The organism is Aquimonas voraii (assembly GCF_900101825.1).
GTDB classification, from domain to species: Bacteria; Pseudomonadota; Gammaproteobacteria; order Xanthomonadales; family Xanthomonadaceae; genus Aquimonas; species Aquimonas voraii.
In genome coordinates this window covers 1-19458 of the sequence record NZ_FNAG01000012.1, presented here as the reverse complement: position 1 = coordinate 19458, position 19458 = coordinate 1, and the positions used below count along the sequence as shown (strand labels likewise).

Below are 19458 nucleotides of genomic sequence, written 5' to 3'. Positions count from 1 at the left end.
GCATCCTTAGCATATCGAGGGCCAAGCGTTCCTCGAGACGGCGCCCGACCTGTCGAAAGCAGGCTACAACTGAGAGGGCACTTGGGTGAGCGATCTGCCCGCACCCTCCCCTTGCAGCGTGCAGGCACTCGGTTGGCATGCCTCGCTCCACCATCCGGGGGATCAAAGCGCTCGATGCAGAGGCGCTCATATCAACGTTACGGTGATCTCCTTCATCACCGAACTTCTGACGGACTGAGGGTCCCGGGAACGCTTGTGGTCGATCTCCACGCGCACGCGCGACGATCGCGGCGCCCAAAGCCTCACCGTGGTCGATCAGGCAACATGCGCGTCCGACTCACTTCACAACTCAAATAAGGTGACCACCCCAGCTGTCGGGCCACGTCACCGTGACCCACGCTAATGCCCCTCCTGGCGGCAGTTGTTCCAGGGCGCAGGCGCGAGTTTCGATTGCCTCCGCGAGATCGATCAGAGCGGGCGCCCACGCTGCGAGATCAGGATCTCGTTCGAACCAAGCCAGTTGACTTCTCGCCAGCCGTGCGAATTGCTGCAACCCAGATGCATCGAGGCAACCGAAGCTGACCCCGCCATGTTCCCCTCTTGAGCCGAAACGCAACCGGCCCATCAGGAAGTCGTAGCACCACTCCCAGCGCGTGTCGCTGAGATAATGGGGGTCAGGGAGACTGAACGCGAGGCTCGTCGCTTTGCATGATGGCTCTTGCATCAGGGCTTGGCTGATAGCAAGCACCCGCATCACCGGACCGTCCTGCTCGAGCAGACCGTCCACCGGATCGATGTATTTGAGCTCGGTGAGCTCTACAGCCAACGGCACAACCTGTGCGGCGAGCCTCGCAGCAGCACCCGAGAGCAAAACGATGCGGCTTTCGTACTCGAACTCGGCGCGCAGCTTAGGGTAGCGCTCCGACAGATCGATAGGCACGAGCACGTTGGAAGTCGCAGGTCTTAGGCTCAGGTCAAGCGGGGCAGAATAGGGGTACATCTGACCCAGCGTACGCAGGGCCCTGGCGGTGTTGTGTACGCGGCGCCTCAAATCAACCATCCGTCGGCGAGCCTCGGGATTGCTGCTGTTGCCTATGAGGCATTGCCGGACCTCGGCCACCTCACGCTGGAGGCTGCGGCTCTGTGCAGGTGCCAGCGATGACCACCCGGGAATCCTGGCCTCCAATTCACTCAGGCTGCCCTTGGCTTCACCCGTATAGTCCTGCGCAAGCGACTCGATTATGTAGGTGACCTCCCCCCGAAAACCTGGACCACCCAAAACTAGAAGAACTCGGCGAGACTGAAGCCCAGAAGGAGGCTGTTTCGCCATGAGGAAGTCGAAGTTCACCGAGGAACAGATCGCGTTCGCCCTGAAGCAGGCGGAGTCGGGAACGAGCGTCGAGGAGGTGTGCCGGAAGATGGGTGTGTCGCAGGCGACGTTCTACCTGTGGCGCAAGAAGTTCGGCGGGCTTGGGGTCTCCGAGCTCCGCCGCCTGCGGCAGTTGGAGGAGGAGAACCGCAAGCTCAAGCAGCTGGTGGCCGATCTGAGTCTGGACAAAGCGATGCTGCAGGACGTGCTCGCAAAAAAGCTCTGAGGCCCGCGCAGCGCAAGTCGCTGGCGGGCCACCTTCAGGAGCGCTATCGGGTCGGGATTCGTCGCGCGTGCCGACTGGTCGGCTTGGCCCGGAGTTCCTGGTACCACCGCAGCAGCCGGCGGGACGATGCCCCCTTGAGGAAACGTATTCAGGAGATTGCCGAGGTGCGGATCCGTTACGGGATGTGGCGCATCTACGTGCTGCTTCGTCGCGAGGGTTGGCGGGTCAACCACAAGCGTGTGCACCGGTTGTACAAGGCTTTGGGGCTGAATCTCCGGCGCAAGCGGCCACGTCGGCGCAAGGCAGCTGCGCATCGTCTGGAGCGCCTGGTGGCGCAACGACCCAACGCCTGCTGGAGCATGGACTTCGTCGCCGACGCCTTGTTCGATGGCCGCCGGTTCCGAGCGCTCACCGTCGTCGACAACTTCACCAAGGAGTGCCTTGCGATCGAAGTGGCAGCGCAGCTTCGTTCGGAGGATGTGGTTCGCGTCATGGAGCGTCTTCGGCTGCAGCGTGGGCTACCAACCCGCATTCAGACGGACAACGGCTCCGAGTTTGCGTCGCTGGCGATGGACCGCTGGGCCTACGAGCAGCAGGTCACACTGGACTTCTCGAGGCCCGGCAAGCCGACCGACAACCCGTTCGTCGAGTCCTTCAACGGCAGTTTCCGCGACGAGTGCCTCAACACCCACTGGTTCCTGTCGCTCGAGGACGCCCGGGAGAAGATCGAAAACTGGAGGCAGGATTACAATCATTTCCGGCCGCACTCGAGCCTCGGAGACCGCTGTCCCGCCGAGTTCGCCGGCCAATCGCACCTACCCACCGAAGGCCGAGTTTTCTAGGAACAGGTGGTCCAAGCTGTGGGGGGAGGTCAGCTCATCCTGAGAGTCTCCTACCTTCTTTGACAGGCATTTGATGGCTTGCAGCGATCAGTAGCATCAGCAGCCCGTCTGGTCTACGCAGAAATCGACCAACCTGTGACGGCGACGCCCCTTGCGCTTAGGTCGCGGCTCGCCGAGACGGATGCGGGTCAACAGCTGGCATCCAAGCGTTTGCTCATCGGGTCGTGCGAGCCTTCGACCAACTCAGCTGTGACGCCAACAAGCGCGCGATGGAGGAGCTCTACTAACCGCTCCTCCATGCTTCGCGAACATGCACGGCGATGTCCTGCCCTATCGGCAGGAGACAGATCACCAAGGCCTTCGCTGGGATCGAGCGCGTCTGGTCAGCAGCAGGCGCGTACCTGCAAGGCACAGCTCGCGCAAGCTTCGTTGGAACCTGCCGCCTCGGGCTGGCAAGACCTTCAACGACTCGAATGCCAAGTCACCGTCACGGCATCGAAAACCACCGGCTTGCAATGAGGACAACAGATCAGCCTCGCGCGGCCTCGATGCACGCCCGCATCGAGTTGACATGCAGTTGCACCACCTTGGACAGCGGCTGCTGGTAGCCACCGGCGAGGTTCCATGCGATCGGTATGCCTCGGCTGGCGAGGCCTTGGAAGACCTTCCAGTCGCGCAGCGCCATCTGCGAGGTGGTGAGGAAGCCACCCAGCGGATCGTCGATGTGCGGGTCAGCACCGGCTTGATAGAGCACCAGATCACAGGAAGCGAGCGCATCGAGGTCGCGGCCGATGTTGGCGAGAAAGGCTTCGGCCTGGTGCGCGCGGTGCCAGGTCTCGCCCGCCGTGATGTGGACGATGCCGCCGGGCTTGAGGGTCTCCAGGATGTTCTCGGTGCCATCGCCGTGGTGGTAGTCGTAGTCGAGGATGCCGACGCAGAGTCCGGGGGTTTCGGCTTGCAGGGCAAGGGCCGCGACCATCAGCCCATTGAACGTGCAGTAGGCGCCTCCGAAGTCCCAACCTGCGTGATGGAAACCCGAGCAGGGTGCCGCGACGGCGACGCGGCTCGCGAGCGCACGCCGCGCTGCTTCGAGCATGGCACCACTCGTATAGGCGAGGCTTGCGTTGACCTCCGCACTGAGCGTGCCGAAGCCGTTTGGCAGGCGCATGGCATACACGTCGTCCACGTAGTCGGCGGCATGCGCCTTGAGCAGGTGCTCGCGGGAGACCGCGATCGGCTCGATCAGATCGATCTCCGGAAAGCAGGCCCTCCAGGCCTGCACCACGGCCTCGGGCTTCGAAGCACTCGGCGAGAATCCCTGGGCGGGCGCGAGCATCTTCGGGCTGTAGACGACCTGCATCAGCGGTTCCCAAGAGAGCGGATCTGGAACGCGCGAGGGCACGCGCCGCGCGACGTATATTCCAGAGACTGGGGCGGTGGATGGGGGCGCTGCCTCGGCATGCGGTCTCGCTTCAGTGGTTCAGACGTACCTGCTTTGCAGTCCGGGCGGCAAGGGCGGCACTGCGGATTCCAGCCAAAATTCTCATCCTTCTGGCGATCTCCCTCCGCACTGGACTTCATGAGACGCACGGCCAATCGCCTCCGACCCGCTGCCACGATCCTCGCCTCGGTCAGTTGATCTTGGGTGGCGGCTTGCCGCCCAGTGATCCGAGGTGCGGCAGTCGTGGCAGCCGCAGCTGGGGGTGACGGATAGGCCCGAGGCCGCCGCCCTTCAGCGGCAGGCTCTGCTGGGCCATTGGCTGGAAGGTAGAGCGCCGGGCGAGCCCGAGGATGTCTTCGAGCCGCGCAACCGCTCGAAGGATGCGGTAGAGATCCAGATGTTCCGTACACAGGTTCTGGTCGACGTGCTGGGCGAGATAGCTCGCGGAATTCGGGCGGATGCCATTGCGCATGCAAATGACATACGCGGCCATCTCGGCCTCAAGCTCGCGCTGGGGCAGCGGGACGTGGCGACGGTCCTCGATGCCGAGCCGAGCGTCCTCGCCCAGATGGCCAAGGAAGAGATGACCAAGCTCGTGCACGAGGGTGGAGAAGCGCACCGCCGTGCGATGCAGCCGGTTGAGCCTGACGACATAGGGCGGGCGATCCGCCTGCCTCGGATCATTGGCGCGCCGCTGGATGTGGCCCGCTTGCCGATCACCCACGTCGTGGTGCACCAGCTCGATTCCGAGCGCCTCGACCCGAGCCCGGACCTGAGCGTAGACATCGTCTTCCATGACGCCGGCCGCGGTGAAGTTGAGTACGCCGTCCGGCAGGCTGGGGCCCTCGGTGTCGAGGATGTCGTAGACCAAGGCGATCGGCCCAAAGGGATGAAGGACGAGCAGTGGACGCGCCTCGCTCGTGAGCCGGCGGTCAAACTGACGCACCCAGTCGGACTGCGAAGCGACGTAGGTGACGCCAGGCCTCTGGATGTGCAGGAGCAGCGCATTGAAGGGCGCGACCGTGCGCAGGCGGGAGACGAAATCCAGCAGGCCCATCAGCGCGGGGCCTTTGGCGTAGAGCTTGGCCTCCGCCAGCAGCTGGTCCAGCAGCAGTCGCGCCTGGCGCTCCTGCGTAGGGTCATGCAGCGGGTCATCGAACAGCTCACACTGCGGGTGGAGGCGGCGCTTCTTCATGGGCTCGCGGGATCTCGGTCGCCGTGAAAATCAGAATGCTCGGATGCGCAGGGCATCGCGCTCAGTCATTGGCCATCGCACTGGACCGGGCTCTGCAGGGCAACTCCTTGCTGCGCTGATCGACGCGCAAAGGCGACAGACACGAACTCATACCCGGCCGGGTTCGGCAGGTTTCGCCTTAGCGGCCGCGTCTTCTTCTTTGGCTGCCCGGATTGTTTCCACGAACCTCAGGATCCGCTCCTTTCGGTCCACGGCCTTCTCGCTGGCGCTGAAGGGATTGCAGTCCTTGTAGGGCGCGGTGCTGCTGTAGAGCCACCAGCTTCCGGCGATCGGCCCCGTGCGCGTTGCCTGCGGGGCTTCACCGAGGTCCTTTTCGACCAGCAGGTAGTTGCAGGGCTTGTCGCCGGTGATCCAGTCCATCTCTGCACCGGGCTTCTCCCAGCGCGAGGGGAACAGGCGACGCCAGTGCGGGTACACCATCAGGTCTGCGCTCGTCACGCCCTCGTAGGGGATATGGATATCTCCCCGCATCTGCTCCTCCATTGTGTCGCCGGTGAAGCGCGGCGGAGTGCCGTCGAAGTCGTCGTCGAGACCCGGATGCAGCTTGGCGATGCCGGGAATACCGCTGTCAGGCCCGCAGAGGAAGAACGCCTCCCGCGGTGGACGACCGCTCTGGCGAGCGCGGCGGGCCTGCTCCGTCAGCAGCCCCTCCCACAGCGCGCGATCCCGGAACTGGCAGGAGACGGAATGCACGTCATCGCGACGGGCCAGGGTCAAGATCAGGGCGCGGAGGTCGTCATGCAGAGCGTCTCGGGTCATCGCGTTTCTCCATCCAGAGCAGGGCGTTGCCTGTGCTGCGGGCTACGCCGATCCAGAGGCTCATACGCTGCCGTCTCAGGGGCTGAGAACCTGAGTCCCTGGCGTGTGGTCGCGCGCATGTGGTTCCGTGCTTGAGCCGGCCAGTGCCGTTGATTCCATCGGATCAGGCGCTCCGCGAAGCGCCTGATAAGCGGACTGCGCCCTGACAGGTTACGTGTGGGTGCGGGCCGCACTCTTCAGGACTGACGGTTGTACCGCTGCACCCACTCAAAGACGGCACGCTCCTGCACGCGGGTCTCTACGGCACCCGGCCTTACCGAGCGCACGCGTTCGATCAGCCCGTCTGCGGACGTCACGTCCTCCGCAGCGATCGCGAGACGACATGCAATCGAGCCAGCACGACCCAAGCCGCCCTTGCAGTGAACGACAACCCCATGGCCCTGATCCAACGCTGACAACAGCACCGGTTCTATGGCAGCCCACCGCGCCTCCCACTGCTCATCAGGAACGGAGCCATCCTGTATGGGGGCGTGATGCCAGACCAAGCCCAGTGACGCACACGCGCTGGGCAGCTCCTGCACTTCGAGTGCCTTGATCTCCCAGGGCTCGATCAGGGTGACGACATGCTTTGCACCCCAATCCCGGATACGTTCAAGGTCGGCGCACAGGTCGCGATCCCAAGCACCCGTGATGGCGTTCGTCTGCTTCTTGCCGGGACAGAAGGTGATGCCGACGCGGCCGGGCTTTGTTCCAAGCGCCAACGTCGCGATAGACAGCGGATGGGTTTCGCTGGTGCGCGCCGAGCCAGTGTGCTTTGGCGCACGCGGTGACCCGTGATCGAGTAGACGAGGGATCACCTCCTCCAGCAACTCGCTGCCACGCAGGCCCTGCACCCAGCGCTGCGGAATCCCGAACCGACCGAAGCGCAGACCGGCAAGCCCGCCGACCACCGCTGCCGTGGTATCGGTGTCATTGCCAAGGCGGATGGCTGCGCGCACCGCGGCTTCGAAATCCTCCGCAGCATCCATGCAGCGCCTGGCCGACCACAGCGTGTCCAGCACGTAGCCGGTGCCGCGTGCGGCGGTTGCATTGGCGGGATCAAGAATGCGCGCAAGCTCATCGCCCCAGTCGGCAGAGGCCAGCGCGCGCAGACGCTGGACGCCCCAGTCCCACGCATCCCTGCGCCCCTCAAGCTCGGCTCGCCCCCACAGGCAAAGCAGCGCGCAGCAGAGCTGCGAGCGCATATGGCCGTGCGTAGGCAACGACTGTCGCATGGCCAACGCGACCAGTTCCTCGTCGCTGTCCCGATGCCACAGCGCCAAAGGCAGCACCCGCATCAGCGCACCATTGCCATTTTCGCGTTCGCCGCTGGGGCCAGCGCGATCGGCGGGGGCGCCACGGCGCAGCGCACTCAGCGCGTTCGAGGTCTGGATGCCGATGTCGAAGACGCGCCCATCGACCGCGCAGTAGCCTTCGTCCGCCCAACGCAGAAGGCCCTGAGCGAAGTGATCCACGTCCAACCTATCGCGCTCCAGCAGCGAGCGCAGCAACACCAGCGCCTGTGCGCCGTCGTCCGACCAGGTCCCTGGAGGCGTCCCGATGTGCGCGCGGTGGAAGTCCGGCGGCGGCATGAACTCGATCTCATGCGGCTCGGGAATCGCCTGTGGAGGATGAAACTCGTAGGGCACGCCCAAGGCATCGCCGATGAGCAGGCCGTACAAGCCACCGGCGAGGCGGTCGCGGCGGATGAAGTTTGTAGAGGTCTTCATGGCCGTCCCTTCACAGGCCCCGCGCTGCCCGCGCCCGCACCTCGTCCAGCGTCCACTCGCGGGTGAGCGCGCCGTCCTCCCACACCGTCTCCATCGCATGCGCCCAGCCGGCGGGCAGGCTCATGTCCTCGATGCGCTCGATCTCGTTGGGCACCGGCACGGTCTTCCAGCTGCCGAACTCGGCATGCCGGATCAGGGTGAGGCGGCCGCGCTTCGACTGCTTGCCGGGGTCGGTGACCGGGTCCTTGTAGACGTCGATCCACTCGCCGTCGACGCGCGCAGCCGAGCACTTGAGCGCGAACTTCTGGGTGTCGCGGTTCAGCTTCTGCAGCAGGCCGCCCCCCATGCCGAAGGCGACGTTGTCGGCGCTGTAGCCGGCCTGGGTGAAGCGCTCCAGGATCTGCTTCAGGCTGACCGGGTCGATGCCGTCGCCCTGGATCACCCGCACCGTGTTCAGCACCCTGTAGCCCTTGCTGTTGACGGTGTGGCCGAAGGCCTCGTCCAGCGCTTCAAGGCAGCTCAGCACCATCTCGACCGGGTCGCCCGAGTCGGGGCGGATCACCACCGTGGCGCCGCTATCTAGGACCTCCTGGCGCAGGGTCTGGCCCCAGTGCTCGCGGATCGCGCGGTGGATGTCGTAGCTGTCCGACACCACGGCGACGATGCCGCCGGCCTTGGCGAACTGCTTCAGCATGTTGCGGTAGGCATCGACCTCGCGCTCGCGCCCCCAGCTGGTGATGGTGCTGTGCTCGGCGGCGGGGATGCTGAAGCCGGCCATGTCGGTGCCGTACCAGGCGCGAGCGGCCATCAACGCCGACACCGTGTCGGTGCCGAGGAAGTTGACCAGATGAGCGAGTCCACCGAGACCCGCGCTCTCGGTGCTCGACACGCCGCGCGCGCCGAAGTCGTGGAGCTTGAAGGGCAGCTGGCCTTCGGGGTCGTCGCTGGTGCGCTGCAGGTAGTCGCGGATCGTCTGCTTGGCCTGCCAGCTGATCGTGGCCACCGTGACCGGATACCACAGGCGCAGCAGCAGGGTCTCCATGTAGCTCGGCAGCCAGAAGGCCTCCGGGTCGGTCGACTCGATCGTCACCAGCGCCTGGTGGGTGGGCACCACATAGCCCTCCGGCACGGCGCGGATGCGCAGCGGCAGGCGACCGCCGTGCACGTCGACGATGCGCCGCCAACCGGCCTCGTTGAAGGGCTCGCCGTGGGCGGCGAAGACCTCGCGCGCCTCATCGACATCGGCATGGGTGATCGGGGTGCTGAAGTAGGCCTTCAGGATCGCCTGCAGACCGAAGAACAGCACGTGGTCATGCACGCCTCCGCGGCTCTCGACGTAGAAGAAGCTGGCGTCGGTGCCCGGCGGGTACTGCAGCCAGTGGCTGGCCTTGTAGCTGTCGGTGTTGAGAATGAGGTTGTCGAACGGATTGCGGATGTTCATGACGTGAAACTCCTTCGCGTCGAAAGCCGGTGGTCTGTCCGCCGGCGGGGTGCGACCCGGCCGCGACCGGGCCAATCAGGGTCAGGCCGCTTCAGCCGCGGCCGATGAAGTACTCAAGAATGTGCAGGTGGTCCTCGAAAAGGCGCGGGCCCATTTCCAGCGCTTCGGCCACCGGGAACCAGCGGGCCTTGTCCGCATCGTCGCTGCCACGCACGGTGGGCAGCTCGCCCTGCGGGAACTCGAAGTGAAAGGCATGGGTGATCGTGCGTCCGCGCAGCGAGCGCTCGGGGTGGTCGAAAACGTGGCTGCCCTTGAGCGAGCCGCGCAACACCGGCGCCGGCAGTTTGAGACGGGTCTCCTCGCGCAGCTCGCGGATGCAGCCGTCCAGCAGCGCTTCGTCCTGGCGGATGAAACCACCCGGCAGGGCCCACAACCCCTTGCCCGGCGCGCTGCGTCGCCGGATCAACAGTACATGGCCCGAGTGCACGACCACGGCGTCGGTCGTGACGAAGGTTGGCGGATACGGGGCCTTGTCCCAGGCCGCGCGGTAGTCGCGCAGGAAGCGGTACTCCTCGACCAGTTCGGCATACGCCGGGTCGTGCCGGCGGAAGGCGTCGAGCATGGCAAACACCGGCTCGGGCACGTTCGCGCGCACCAGCATCAGGCTACCGTAGTCGGCGGGGCCGGTCTCGAACAGGTGGCGGCGCAGGTCCGTGGCTGACAGCGTCTCCGTGTGTCCCACATCAATCAGCCGCCACTGCGGGAACTCTTCCAGGTAATAGCTGCTGGCGTCCTTGCGCTGTCCGATCAGGCCAATTCGCGCATCCGCCGGGCCACCGTCGGCGCGAATCGCATCGGCCACCGTGCGCTGCACGGCGGCGATCCATTGCGCCTCGTTGTACAGGTGGTCACGCAGCGGACGCACGAGGATTCGGTCGGCGGCATCTTCCAGCGCAGCCTGCACCATCACCCGGCGCTCGGCGGCGGTCCAGGGGTTGCGCGGCGTGCGCGGAGCATCGGCCGAGCCGATCAGCAGGATGAGCTTGCCGACCCTAGCGGCCTTGCTTGTGGTATGCGGGGTTCCGTCGGCAGTGCCCCGGAGCAGACGCAGGGCGTGGTGGGCGACGGCGAGATGGCCGTTGTGGAACGGCTCGAAGCGGCCAATGAAGACCACGTAGTCGAAGTCCATGAGGATCCCTCTGGCGTTGGTACCGCTGGTCAGTCCGGCGGCATGGGTCCAAGACTACGCTTTTCTTCGCAATGTTCAAGTACAGCTCAATGCTCGGTTTACGAGCGAGTCGATCGCCCTCCTCTCTGGAGCAATCTGATCCGGACAGACATCCTCTCCAACCTCGGCCTTGGAGCTGGCACTGCTTGACCTGAACGCACCTCGCCCGCGGAACTGGCCGATGCCGGAGCAGACCCTACGCCGCGGCGCATGTCAGTGGCGCGCGTCCCCGCCGCTGAAGATGACGAAGCAGTTCGGCCGTGGGAACACCCGTCATTGACCCAGACGACTCACTCGCCATCCGCCCCAGCGATTCGCACCGTCTTCCCATGGCCGTCAAAGAGGCTAATGGCCTGCTCCCCTGCGCCTGCAGACACCACAACGGACTGCTCTGTCGCTGCAGTGAGGTGGAGCAGCCCCGCCTGATCGGTGGTGATCTCTACGGCGGGCAGCCCCCTCAGTCGGGCCGACACCATGACGGGGGTGGCGATCAGCGGTCGCTGAAACGCGTCGACCAAGCGGACAGAGATGTCTCGGCGAACAGGGCGATCCAAAGACGCGTTTCGACGCGTCTGCGCCTGATGCTCATCGAATACGAGAGCTTGCGAGAACGCGACGCTCCAGGGAGATTCAGCCTTGAAGACGCGGTAGATCCCGGGCTCTGCAATCGACACGGCCAAGCCTTCCGGGATAGGCACGAAGTGCTCGGTGCCGAGGTCCTCCCATTCCCCCGCCCGGTCGCGCTGTAGTCCATACACGGGATAGGGCTGGCCTCGGATCGGAGGGCCCGATCGACGCCCCTCTCCCGAGAGCACGAGCCAGCTCAGCGGTGACACCTCCACGGTCTCACGGTGCGTGCCGTCAGCTGGCGCATCCTCAGGCCTTGGGAGCGCGACAGGGACCAGCTTTCGCGAGGGCCACCGCGGCAGCCCTCCCAGCTCCACCTCTGGGAACTCAAGCGACAGCCAAGCCTGATGGCCGGCCGGAAGTCCTGACCAACGCGCCCTTCCCGCGGAATCGGTTCGAAGCAGAGTCTCGCCCTGAGGAACCGGAAACGTCACGGACACATCCGCCACGGGTTGTCCCGAGGTCGCGTCCAGCACCTCGATCTCAAGATCGATCGCCCGGCGCTTGGCGTCCTCGATGCGCACCCTATCGAGGGCGAGCTCAGTGATCCGACCAGGCGTCAGGTGCAGCGTTGAGCGCTGAATCTCGACCTGCCCCAGCCAAGCCACGGCATCAAAGGAGGTCGGTGCCAACGGCAGAAACTCTGTATCGGGGCCTACTTTGAGCCCAGCTTCATCGAACAAGGCGAGGAGGTGAGGCGACTGCGCAACGAGCAGCGCGTGCCACTGGCCGGCAGGAGGAGCCTCGGCACGCCTGAGCAACTGGAGACGCAGTCGCGGGTCATCGACATCTGTCCGTAGACGCAGGCCCGCGGCAGTGATCGGCGCGACCTCGCTTGGGACGTCCACTCCTGAAAAGCGGGATCGATAGAAGCGCAGTCCGTCGCTTCCCCCGGCTTCCAGCAGGTAGAACTGAGCCTCAGGAATGTCGGCAGGGCCTACCTGCACGCGCCCGTCGGGTAGACGTTGGGCGGGCAGCTCGACCCAACGCTGGACCTCCGCAAGCTCTCCCATGTCCTTCGGGCCGGCTCCTTCAGCGCCTGACTGAAGCCAGAGTAGATGCCGCGCACGCGCTTCCTCACTGACGCGGGCGAGTCCCACCCGAACCGTGTCCTCCACGGCGCTGACACCTGCCTCGGGCAAGAGCAGCGTGGCGAGCCGAATACCCGGTTTCCCTTCGACCTCACCGGGTTCGCGCCGACGCTCCCTGTGTGAGGCGACCGAGACTTGCGGCTGCGCTTGCTCGCTCTCAGCGACAGATCGCGAGGATTCCTCGCGCTGCCCTGCCCTTTCCCACGACAGGATCGCCCACGTCAACACCGCCGCCAGAGCGAGCAAGCCAATCGCCGCCCATGCACGGGGTCTCATGCGGCGAAGCGGCCAAAGCTCAGTCGGTGTCCGACGTCGAGTACAGCGTCAAGTTGATGGGGGCGTGATCCGACAGCCCGTTCCGGAACGCACACATGTCGGCGATGTAGTCGCGCACCGCACTCGAGAACTCCGACACGTAGCTCGTCTGGAACCAGAAATGGTCATAGGCGTTGGCGAACGCGCAGCTCGCGTTGATCGAGGTGAGGTCGTTCACCCGCCAACTGACGGCCGGAGACAATGTCGTCAGGTTGGACCACCAGGGTGACGTTGCATCGCGATTGTGGTCGCCGAGCAGGATGACGTCCTGATCGGTCGAGTACTGACTCTGCACCGACTGGAACACGCCGGCGATGGCCTGGATTTCCGCTTGCCGCTCGGCTGTGGTTCCGAAGACCGTATGCCAGTTGATGAAGGTGAAGTCCGCGCCCGTAGCAATCTGGCGAACCCTGACGATTTGGGGCTCGCGCTCGAACACATCGCCCGCATCGCTCCATACCGTTGACGACAGCAACTGGACCCGATCGGTGCGGAAGAAAACCGCGTAGCGTTCCTTGTAGCTGCTGCGTCCGATCGCGGCCGTCACCCGGTAATCCCAGTTGACGCCGCTGGCGGCCTTGAGCGCAGCAGAGATGCTTGCCGCAGACTCGGCGTACATCACCTCTTGGGCGAAAACCAGATCGACGCCGTTGGTCGAACTGCCGCTGGTCCCGAAGTTTCGCCAGAGCTGGCTCGCGTACCCGTTCCAATCCGTCTGGCCGCTCCATCCCGCATGGAGGGTATTCCAGGACGCCACTCGAAGGTAGGCGCCAGACTGCGCCTTGGAAACATTGAAGACGCTGGCAAGCACCAGCAGCACCACAGCAGCAGCGACGCGCATGAGAGCTCCCCCTCTCCTGCCCGGTTCGGGCACCCAATCCTGCCATGGTCTGACAGGAATGTTGCATTTCGAGGACTGCGCGCCTACGCGCCCGGAGACGTGCGCGTGAAAGCGCGCCGCCAGATCACTGAGAAGGTGCCGGTAGGAAATCTCCTACCGTCCAGTTAGCGAACCTCCGACAGACACCTGCATGGCACCCCGCCTACAGTGACCCCATGCCAGACGAGCACATCCGATTTTTGGACGCTTTAGCCGCTGCCGTCGCTGCAGGCGACGACGAGGCGAAGGTCCGCCTGCCCATGTTCGAGCCGTGGTTGCGTCGCCTGCTCCTGTGCAAGAGCGACATTGTCCAGCGAGCCGATCCAACGCTTGGAGCCAATGCCCAGAGGCTGGCACTGCGCGTTCTCACGGACGGCCATGCCTGACCAGGTTCCCCGGTCGCCGACTCTGCCTCACCCCGGAGGGCAGAGATCGGAGCTCGGTGTGACGCCCCCGCCATGGACGGCAGGGGCCTCACTTTCTGTCCAACGCCGGCAGGTGCGCTAACGGGCTCCGGGTGCCGGCAGGTCAAAGAGGGCATAGATCGAGAAGCCCTCCTCCCGCGCCGTCTCGATCAAGAGATCCCGGACACGCTTCCGGTCCTCGTAGATCAGCTGCTCACGGCGTTGCCGCACTGCCAGTTCAAGCTGCTCCAGCTGGCGGATGGTCAAGCCTTCAAGTCTTAAACGCTCCATCGGTCAGCAGCCTGAGCTTCGCTTTGTCCGGGGCTCGGATTTTAGAGCCCTCCCCTGCGCGGCGAAACGGATCCGTGCCAACGGAACCGGGCGGACGAGCGTCCACTACGCGCGCAAGCACCGGAGTCCTTATTTCCACCCCGGCGCTGCATTCGATCACCCCTCGAAGCCGTTCTCAAAGATCTCAACCGGTGGCGCACTTGAGCAGGTGCAGGTATGCAGGCATTCCGCCCACTCGGGATGGTCGATGAAGGGGTTCCGATTGCCCTGGTAGCTGAAGACAACATCGTTGCGCAGCTGCTCGTTGGCGTCCGGCGGGTCGGCAGCGTGCCACTGCAGAAGGACGGACTTGAGCCCCATGTAGCCCACCGGCGCGAACACCCCCGCTGGCGTGGTCTGGATCAGCCCGGGGTTATCCACGACGATCAGGTCAGGCTCCGGGCGGTTGGTGATGCCATGCATGCCGCCCTCGTAGCGGATATCCATGTAAAGCACTGCACGAGCCACATCACCCTTGCGTGCTGACCAGACCTCGAAGAGGTTGAGCGCGCTGCTGAACCAGTTGTGCTGGCCGGGATACACCTGCGGGCCGCCCCCCTGCCCGTTCGTCAATTCAGTCACCAGAGGACTGCACCCCATGTTGCAGTTGCCGTAGGGGATGTTGCTCCGCGAGCTGTTGTAGGCCGAGTTCGACAGGTAGAGCATGTGCGCGTCCGTGTACGCATGGTCTCCGGTCAGGTCGTTGTACCCGTAACTGTTCGGCCAGGTGTGCTCGCGGTTGTAGTTCGCGTTCCCGCCGCCCGCCTTGGCGTAGGACGCGTTGCGGTACACATCAACGATGCGGCCCGAATTGGCCGGATCCTGATCCGCCAGTTCCAGGATGTCCCAGGTGTCCGTCGTCGTCGCCGTATACGGATAGAAGGTATGGTCATCGATCGCGGCGTGCAGCGTCTCGCGTAGCACGGTGCAGGAGCTTGCATCAACGTCCGCGTAGTAGGCCCCCGGCCCGGCGGAAGTCACGAACTCCACGACGACATCCGCCGCCAGCGGATCAGGCAAGCCGTCGAGGTCAGCCACCTGGCTCGCAACGACGCGCAGCGAGCAGGACTCCAGCGGTTGGAGCGAAACAGACGGATCAAGGGACCACTGCGCGGGCCCACCGCTGATCGAAAGTGGCACTGAGCCAGAGCTTCCGCAGTTGAGGCGCGCCCAGTCTCCGGTAACCGATACAGACTCTGAAAAGTTGACCTCCAACGTGACGCTTGCGGGAACCCCCGCGGCTCCGTTCGAGGGCTGCGTTGAGACCACCGCAGGAGCGCGGTCCGGCGCCGTTCGGAAACTGATCACGAAGTCGCTGGCCATCGTGTTCGGTTTGAGGTCGAGATCGACCACTTCGCTGGCGGTGATCGTCAGCGTGCAGGCCTCGTCGAAACCCAGGTCTGTCACCGGATCAAGCGTGTAGCCATCACTTCCCAACGTCACAGCCAACGCGCGAGGACCCGTGGTCGCACAGGTGAGAGCGAAGGCTCCGCCGCCCAGATAGACGGGCTCTGAGAAAACCACACTGAGGTTGGCGGATGGGTTGACGTCAACGGCGTTCTGCACGGGAACCGTGGAGACCACTGATGGCGGCAAGTCTTCCGCCTGCACGAACGTCTGTCCTGCGTTGCACTCGCCAAAGCTCTCTGCGCGGCTGGGCTGCCAAGAAAACTGCGCCGGAGTGTTCCCTTGGCCGCTCAGCTGAAGCGACGTCCCTGCGGCTGTCGCGTTGGTTTCCAGAACCCCGATGTCAACAGAGGTCATCCCAGACGCGGGTCCGCTTGTGGCGGCGAACGCGCCTTCGTAGCTCAGGAACTGCACCACAGCTCCCGCAGGATCCACTAGAGCAAGACCATCCGGTGCGCCGTTCTGAATCCCGTTCGAGGGATAGCTGACGACCGCGAGTCGCACGGTAGCGCCGCAGGTGCGCAGAGCACCAGTCGGCACAGGGTCGTCGTCGTACTGCGCCCCACCGCTACCGTTGTAAAGGACGATCCGGTAGCCATCGAGGGACTCTCCGGCGGTAGCGACCACCTCGACACGCTCACCCGTGTCTCCAGAAGCCGTCGAGTCGTCGTAGTGCAGCTCGTTGATGAAGACTGCAGCGGACGCGCTGTCAGCCAGAGCGACGGCGAACAAGGCCGCGGAGAACAGGCAAGAACGGTAGATATGCATGAGGGGCGCCGCTTGTCGGGCGGTCAGTTTCGCCGGCGGCAGCGGCCATGACAAAGCGGAGACAGCGAGAGCGAGCCATGACGATCCTGCACCTTCGTGACGAAGAGTTCCGGATGGCTGGGGGCAGGTCACGACGACCAGTGACCATCCAAACCCGTGCCGATGCAGAGTGCCTCGCTGAGAGCGCGGGGCGTGGCAACACCTACGCGTCGGGCGAACACTAGCAGCCAAGCTCCCGTGTGCCGCCAGCGTGGAATCATCGCCGCAGGGGAGAAATCTTGTGGCGCGTGTCCGAACCCGAGCCAAGAGGGCTGGACACTTACGGGATGTTTGCAGCTTCAACCAAGCCTGACTGAGCGCCGGGCCGTCCGTTGAAGGAATGTGAGGCGGGTGGTGGTCAGCCGATCACAAGAAACGCCCGGCCCCGGATCGGACATGGCAGATACCTGGACTGTCTTGACAACACCGCGGGAGTCTCATGTAATAGATACGTCAGATATCCGCAGAGTCTTTTATGAGCATCGCCACCGTGACACCCAAGCACGTCGAGGAAGCCATTTATGCAGTGCTTTTTGAGTTCCTCGACATCATCGACGAACTCTACGGCGAGGACGCAACGGAGCGCCTTCTCAATCGCCCCCCAAACCTTCCTGAGGGATCTAGGGCCCGTGGGCAACGCGAGCACAGGCTGATCTCAGGGGGCGTCGGAGCGTATGCAAAGACGCTAGGGGCCTATGTCTGGCAGGGCGACACAGCGGGCGGCCTGCACTCGGAAAACACATGGCCTGAGGTCGCTCTTCTTGGGGATGTCGTGGACAAGCTTGCCGGAAAACTCAAGTTCGACTTGAGCGAACGCGTGGGAGAGTTTGGAGACGCGAGCGAGCTGATTGGGGGAAACACTGCTACGGACATCGTCAAGTGGACCGTCGCGGGGTTCATGGCGCGGGGGAAGCTCGACTGGCTCGGCGATCCCCTCACCATTGAGGAGCTCGCTGCCTTGGCAAGAGTGTCGGAGAAGACGCTCCGGATGGCAGCGAACCCCAAAAATCCAGGCGCTCTGATGATTACCAAGCAGGGCCACCGGACGGTGATCACGATCGAGGATGCTTTGGAGTGGCTTTCGCGACGCCCAGACTTCGTGCCCACCCGCAGGCCAAACCAGCAGCTTTCAAACCACCTGGTCGTGGGCGGCACTGCAGTTCAGTTCAAGAGCTACCTTGACGGTCTTGCAAGACTGAATCCGCGCCTGCGCGAGGCAGCCACAGCATCTGGATTTTCTGGACAGCAGGCTGCTGCGCTGCTTGCCGGAGACCTCACCGCCCAGACCTTTGCCTTCGAGCCGGGCGAGTTGATGCGTTTTGCCCACGCCGCAGGAATCGAGCAACCCACCGCGTTTGCACGCTGGGCGCTGGAACTACAGCACCGCGAGCGGGTGGAACAGATGGAAGCGGACTTCCGTCAACAAGTGCTTCGCCTTTCCTTGTCGGAAGCCCTGGGGGATGGACCGTGAGCCGGCCATCTATTCCGGAGAGAGGCAAGCGCAAGAGCCTGATGCTGGGCGAAGCCGCGCATGCTCGCATCTCCGCACTCTCCGAAGCACACGATCTCAGTCAACCCGACGTCATCGACGCTTTGCTCGATGCCGTTGACCGTGAAGCACTGGCTGCGAGCGTGGAGCGCCTGCTTCGTCGACGCCAAGCCAATCGAGACCAGCTCAGCCAGAAGCGCAAGCTGCTCGAAGAAGCCTCCGCTCACATGACGGCTGACCAGATCGAAGCACTCATCGCCGTCCTGAAGTCCAAAGGCTTCGGCGAGCAGAGCCAAGGGTAAGACCATGAATGCCGCTACAAGCTTGATCGAACGTTACCGTGACGCTGTGATCCGGCATCATCCTTCGGCAGCCGGGCTGCCAGACGCCTTGCTCATGGAGCGGAGCGGAGATCTTTCCGTCTACTACGCGCCTTTCGAATATGTGAATCCGGCTGCTCGCATCGTCCTGGTGGGCATCACGCCAGGGATCCAGCAGGCTGAGAACGCTCTCGCTTCCGCCAAGGCATCGCTTGCCGCCGGGGCATCGGCGTCGGAAGCCTTGCGGATTGCGAAAGGGGTTGCCAGCTTCTCGGGCCCGATGCGGGCCAATCTCGTCCGTTGCCTCGATGCAATCGGGCTCCCCCAGGCTCTCGGCATCGAGTCCGCCGACACGCTCTTCTCGAAGCACACCGATCAGGTGCACTACACCTCCGTGCTGCGTTACCCCGTCCTGTATCGGGGAGAAAACTACAACCGACAGATCGCTATCCGCCGGTCGGAATTTCTTCAGCGCTGGGTGAGCTGCGCGTTCGGCACCGAGGTCGCCCCGCTTGCCCATGCGCTCTGGATCCCTCTGGGAGACCAACCCGCAGAGGTGATGCTCAAGCTAGCGGAACAGGGTCATGTGGACCGACAACGGGTGCTGATCGGAGTGCCGCATCCCTCGGGCGCAAATGCAGAGCGCGTTGCGTGTTTCTGCGGGGCAAAGAGCCCCGAGGAGGCTTCAGCCAAGACCGACGGCCACAGCCTCGTGGAATCGCGAGAGCGGCTCCACGCGCAACTTCAGGCTACGCGCCAAGAGACACACAGCCGTAGCGCGCTTCATCAGGCTCGAACGGAATCGTCCGAAGACGGCCACCCACGTTCTAGATCAAGCACGGAGCACACTAGCATGGTCACGCAGTCAGCAGAGACTTTCCTGGCATCTCGATTTGAGCGAACGGCCCTGCCTACCAAGTACATCGCAGGGTTTCGACTCCCGAACGGCCGGGAGATCGCTCTGGAACGAAATCGTACACAGAGTATCTACCTCTGGACGCCACCCTTGGATAACGTCTCTGCGCAGCTTGCGCAATATCGCACGCGTTACGCGGCGCACAAGTCACGCAACTCGAACCTCAACGCGAAGAACGGTCCCACGCTCAGAGAGGGGCGACCAGTCGATTACTGGAAGCTACCGTCAGTAGCTGACCTGGAGTCGCTGCTTGGTTTCGCGTAGCTGACCTGCCCGGCGATTTTCGGATCATTTGAAAGTTGAGAGGATGGCTCCTGACATCAGCGAGGAGCCCATGCGCAAGTCCCGATCCACCGAAGAGCAGATGGTCAAGGGGTTCTACCCCGTTTCCGCGGACGGTTTGAACAAGGCTGAAAACCTACGGTCCCGGCGAGCGACTCTACGTCGCATCCGGGGGTTGTGGAACCGCTCGATGTAGTCGAACAGATCGACCCGTGCCTCGTCACGGGTTCGGTAGTTCTGGTGATGCACGCGCTCCCGCT

General features: G+C 64.1%; 15 protein-coding genes and 1 pseudogene. 4 read left to right on the top strand and 12 right to left on the bottom strand.

The features are described from left to right. Positions 1–349 precede the first annotated feature (349 nt). On the bottom strand, positions 350–1348 hold the full coding sequence (locus tag BLP83_RS14940) for a hypothetical protein (protein WP_143006705.1): 999 nt from the start codon (positions 1346–1348) through the stop codon (positions 350–352). On the opposite strand from BLP83_RS14940, the gene BLP83_RS14935 reads away from it, so the two are divergent. Beyond that, positions 1329–2437 (top strand): IS3 family transposase gene (locus BLP83_RS14935; RefSeq protein ID WP_425389019.1). Its coding sequence is split into 2 segments (ribosomal slippage): positions 1329–1581 and positions 1581–2437, totalling 1110 coding nucleotides; the frame shifts between segments, so codons are not numbered across the junction. The genes BLP83_RS14940 and BLP83_RS14935 overlap by 20 nt on opposite strands. A gap of 529 nt (positions 2438–2966) precedes the next feature. Here BLP83_RS14935 and BLP83_RS14930 read toward each other — a convergent pair. The 10 genes from BLP83_RS14930 to BLP83_RS14880 all read right to left on the bottom strand — a co-directional run bounded on the left by BLP83_RS14930 (position 2967) and on the right by BLP83_RS14880 (position 16152). Beyond that, a complete protein-coding gene (locus BLP83_RS14930) occupies positions 2967–3797 on the bottom strand; it encodes an arginase family protein (RefSeq protein WP_091244531.1) in 831 nt (276 codons plus the stop codon). 271 nt (positions 3798–4068) lie between these two features. Continuing rightward, the gene (locus BLP83_RS14925; protein WP_091244529.1) at positions 4069–5073 is read right to left on the bottom strand and encodes an ImmA/IrrE family metallo-endopeptidase; all 1005 of its coding nucleotides are present in this window, start codon (positions 5071–5073) and stop codon (positions 4069–4071) included. A gap of 147 nt (positions 5074–5220) precedes the next feature. Next, positions 5221–5892 (bottom strand): hypothetical protein, encoded by a 672-nt coding sequence (locus tag BLP83_RS14920; RefSeq protein WP_091244526.1) that lies wholly within the window; start codon positions 5890–5892, stop codon positions 5221–5223. Positions 5893–6128: 236 nt separating this feature from the next. Continuing rightward, on the bottom strand, positions 6129–7613 hold the full coding sequence (locus BLP83_RS18760; protein WP_218121258.1) for an ADP-ribosylglycohydrolase family protein: 1485 nt from the start codon (positions 7611–7613) through the stop codon (positions 6129–6131). Between the two features lie 58 nt (positions 7614–7671). After that, positions 7672–9102 carry a nicotinate phosphoribosyltransferase gene (locus BLP83_RS14910; protein WP_091244523.1) on the bottom strand — a complete coding sequence of 477 codons (1431 nt, stop codon included), beginning with the start codon at positions 9100–9102 and terminating at the stop codon, positions 7672–7674. A gap of 91 nt (positions 9103–9193) precedes the next feature. Continuing rightward, complete coding sequence (locus BLP83_RS14905) at positions 9194–10297, bottom strand: bifunctional nicotinamide-nucleotide adenylyltransferase/Nudix hydroxylase (RefSeq protein WP_091244520.1); 1104 nt, start codon at positions 10295–10297, stop codon at positions 9194–9196. Between the two features lie 323 nt (positions 10298–10620). Next, on the bottom strand, positions 10621–12294 hold the full coding sequence (locus BLP83_RS14900) for an Ig-like domain-containing protein (protein ID WP_143006704.1): 1674 nt from the start codon (positions 12292–12294) through the stop codon (positions 10621–10623). A 49-nt stretch (positions 12295–12343) separates the two neighbouring features. Beyond that, positions 12344–13204 (bottom strand): exonuclease/endonuclease/phosphatase family protein, encoded by an 861-nt coding sequence (locus BLP83_RS14895; protein ID WP_091244514.1) that lies wholly within the window; start codon positions 13202–13204, stop codon positions 12344–12346. A 542-nt stretch (positions 13205–13746) separates the two neighbouring features. Continuing rightward, positions 13747–13914: a hypothetical protein gene (locus tag BLP83_RS18755; RefSeq protein ID WP_176764222.1), complete on the bottom strand. Its 168-nt coding sequence runs from the start codon at positions 13912–13914 to the stop codon at positions 13747–13749. A gap of 180 nt (positions 13915–14094) precedes the next feature. Further along, a complete protein-coding gene (locus BLP83_RS14880) occupies positions 14095–16152 on the bottom strand; it encodes an endonuclease (RefSeq protein WP_091244506.1) in 2058 nt (685 codons plus the stop codon). Positions 16153–16666: 514 nt separating this feature from the next. Here BLP83_RS14880 and BLP83_RS14875 point away from each other — a divergent pair. The 3 genes from BLP83_RS14875 to BLP83_RS14865 are packed head-to-tail and all read left to right on the top strand — an operon-like array spanning position 16667 to position 19180. After that, positions 16667–17662, top strand: a complete 996-nt coding sequence (locus BLP83_RS14875) for a helix-turn-helix domain-containing protein (RefSeq protein WP_091244503.1) — start codon at positions 16667–16669, stop codon at positions 17660–17662. Positions 17663–17703: 41 nt separating this feature from the next. Beyond that, on the top strand, positions 17704–17982 hold the full coding sequence (locus BLP83_RS14870; RefSeq protein WP_091244501.1) for a hypothetical protein: 279 nt from the start codon (positions 17704–17706) through the stop codon (positions 17980–17982). 4 nt (positions 17983–17986) lie between these two features. Further along, positions 17987–19180: a uracil-DNA glycosylase family protein gene (locus BLP83_RS14865; RefSeq protein ID WP_091244498.1), complete on the top strand. Its 1194-nt coding sequence runs from the start codon at positions 17987–17989 to the stop codon at positions 19178–19180. 114 nt (positions 19181–19294) lie between these two features. Here BLP83_RS14865 and BLP83_RS18400 read toward each other — a convergent pair. Beyond that, positions 19295–19458: pseudogene (locus BLP83_RS18400) on the bottom strand (IS3 family transposase); the annotation flags it as partial.

Bases quoted from the DNA above. Each gene is read 5' to 3' on its own strand.
- BLP83_RS14930 (WP_091244531.1), bottom strand. From the start codon at position 3,797: ATGCAGGTCGTCTACAGCCCGAAGATGCTCGCGCCCGCCCAGGGATTC.
- BLP83_RS14865 (WP_091244498.1), top strand. From the start codon at position 17,987: ATGAATGCCGCTACAAGCTTGATCGAACGTTACCGTGACGCTGTGATC.
- BLP83_RS14875 (WP_091244503.1), top strand. From the start codon at position 16,667: ATGAGCATCGCCACCGTGACACCCAAGCACGTCGAGGAAGCCATTTAT.
- BLP83_RS14895 (WP_091244514.1), bottom strand. From the start codon at position 13,204: ATGCGCGTCGCTGCTGCTGTGGTGCTGCTGGTGCTTGCCAGCGTCTTC.
- BLP83_RS14880 (WP_091244506.1), bottom strand. From the start codon at position 16,152: ATGCATATCTACCGTTCTTGCCTGTTCTCCGCGGCCTTGTTCGCCGTC.
- BLP83_RS14910 (WP_091244523.1), bottom strand. From the start codon at position 9,102: ATGAACATCCGCAATCCGTTCGACAACCTCATTCTCAACACCGACAGC.
- BLP83_RS14870 (WP_091244501.1), top strand. From the start codon at position 17,704: ATGCTGGGCGAAGCCGCGCATGCTCGCATCTCCGCACTCTCCGAAGCA.
- BLP83_RS14920 (WP_091244526.1), bottom strand. From the start codon at position 5,892: ATGACCCGAGACGCTCTGCATGACGACCTCCGCGCCCTGATCTTGACC.
- BLP83_RS14925 (WP_091244529.1), bottom strand. From the start codon at position 5,073: ATGAAGAAGCGCCGCCTCCACCCGCAGTGTGAGCTGTTCGATGACCCG.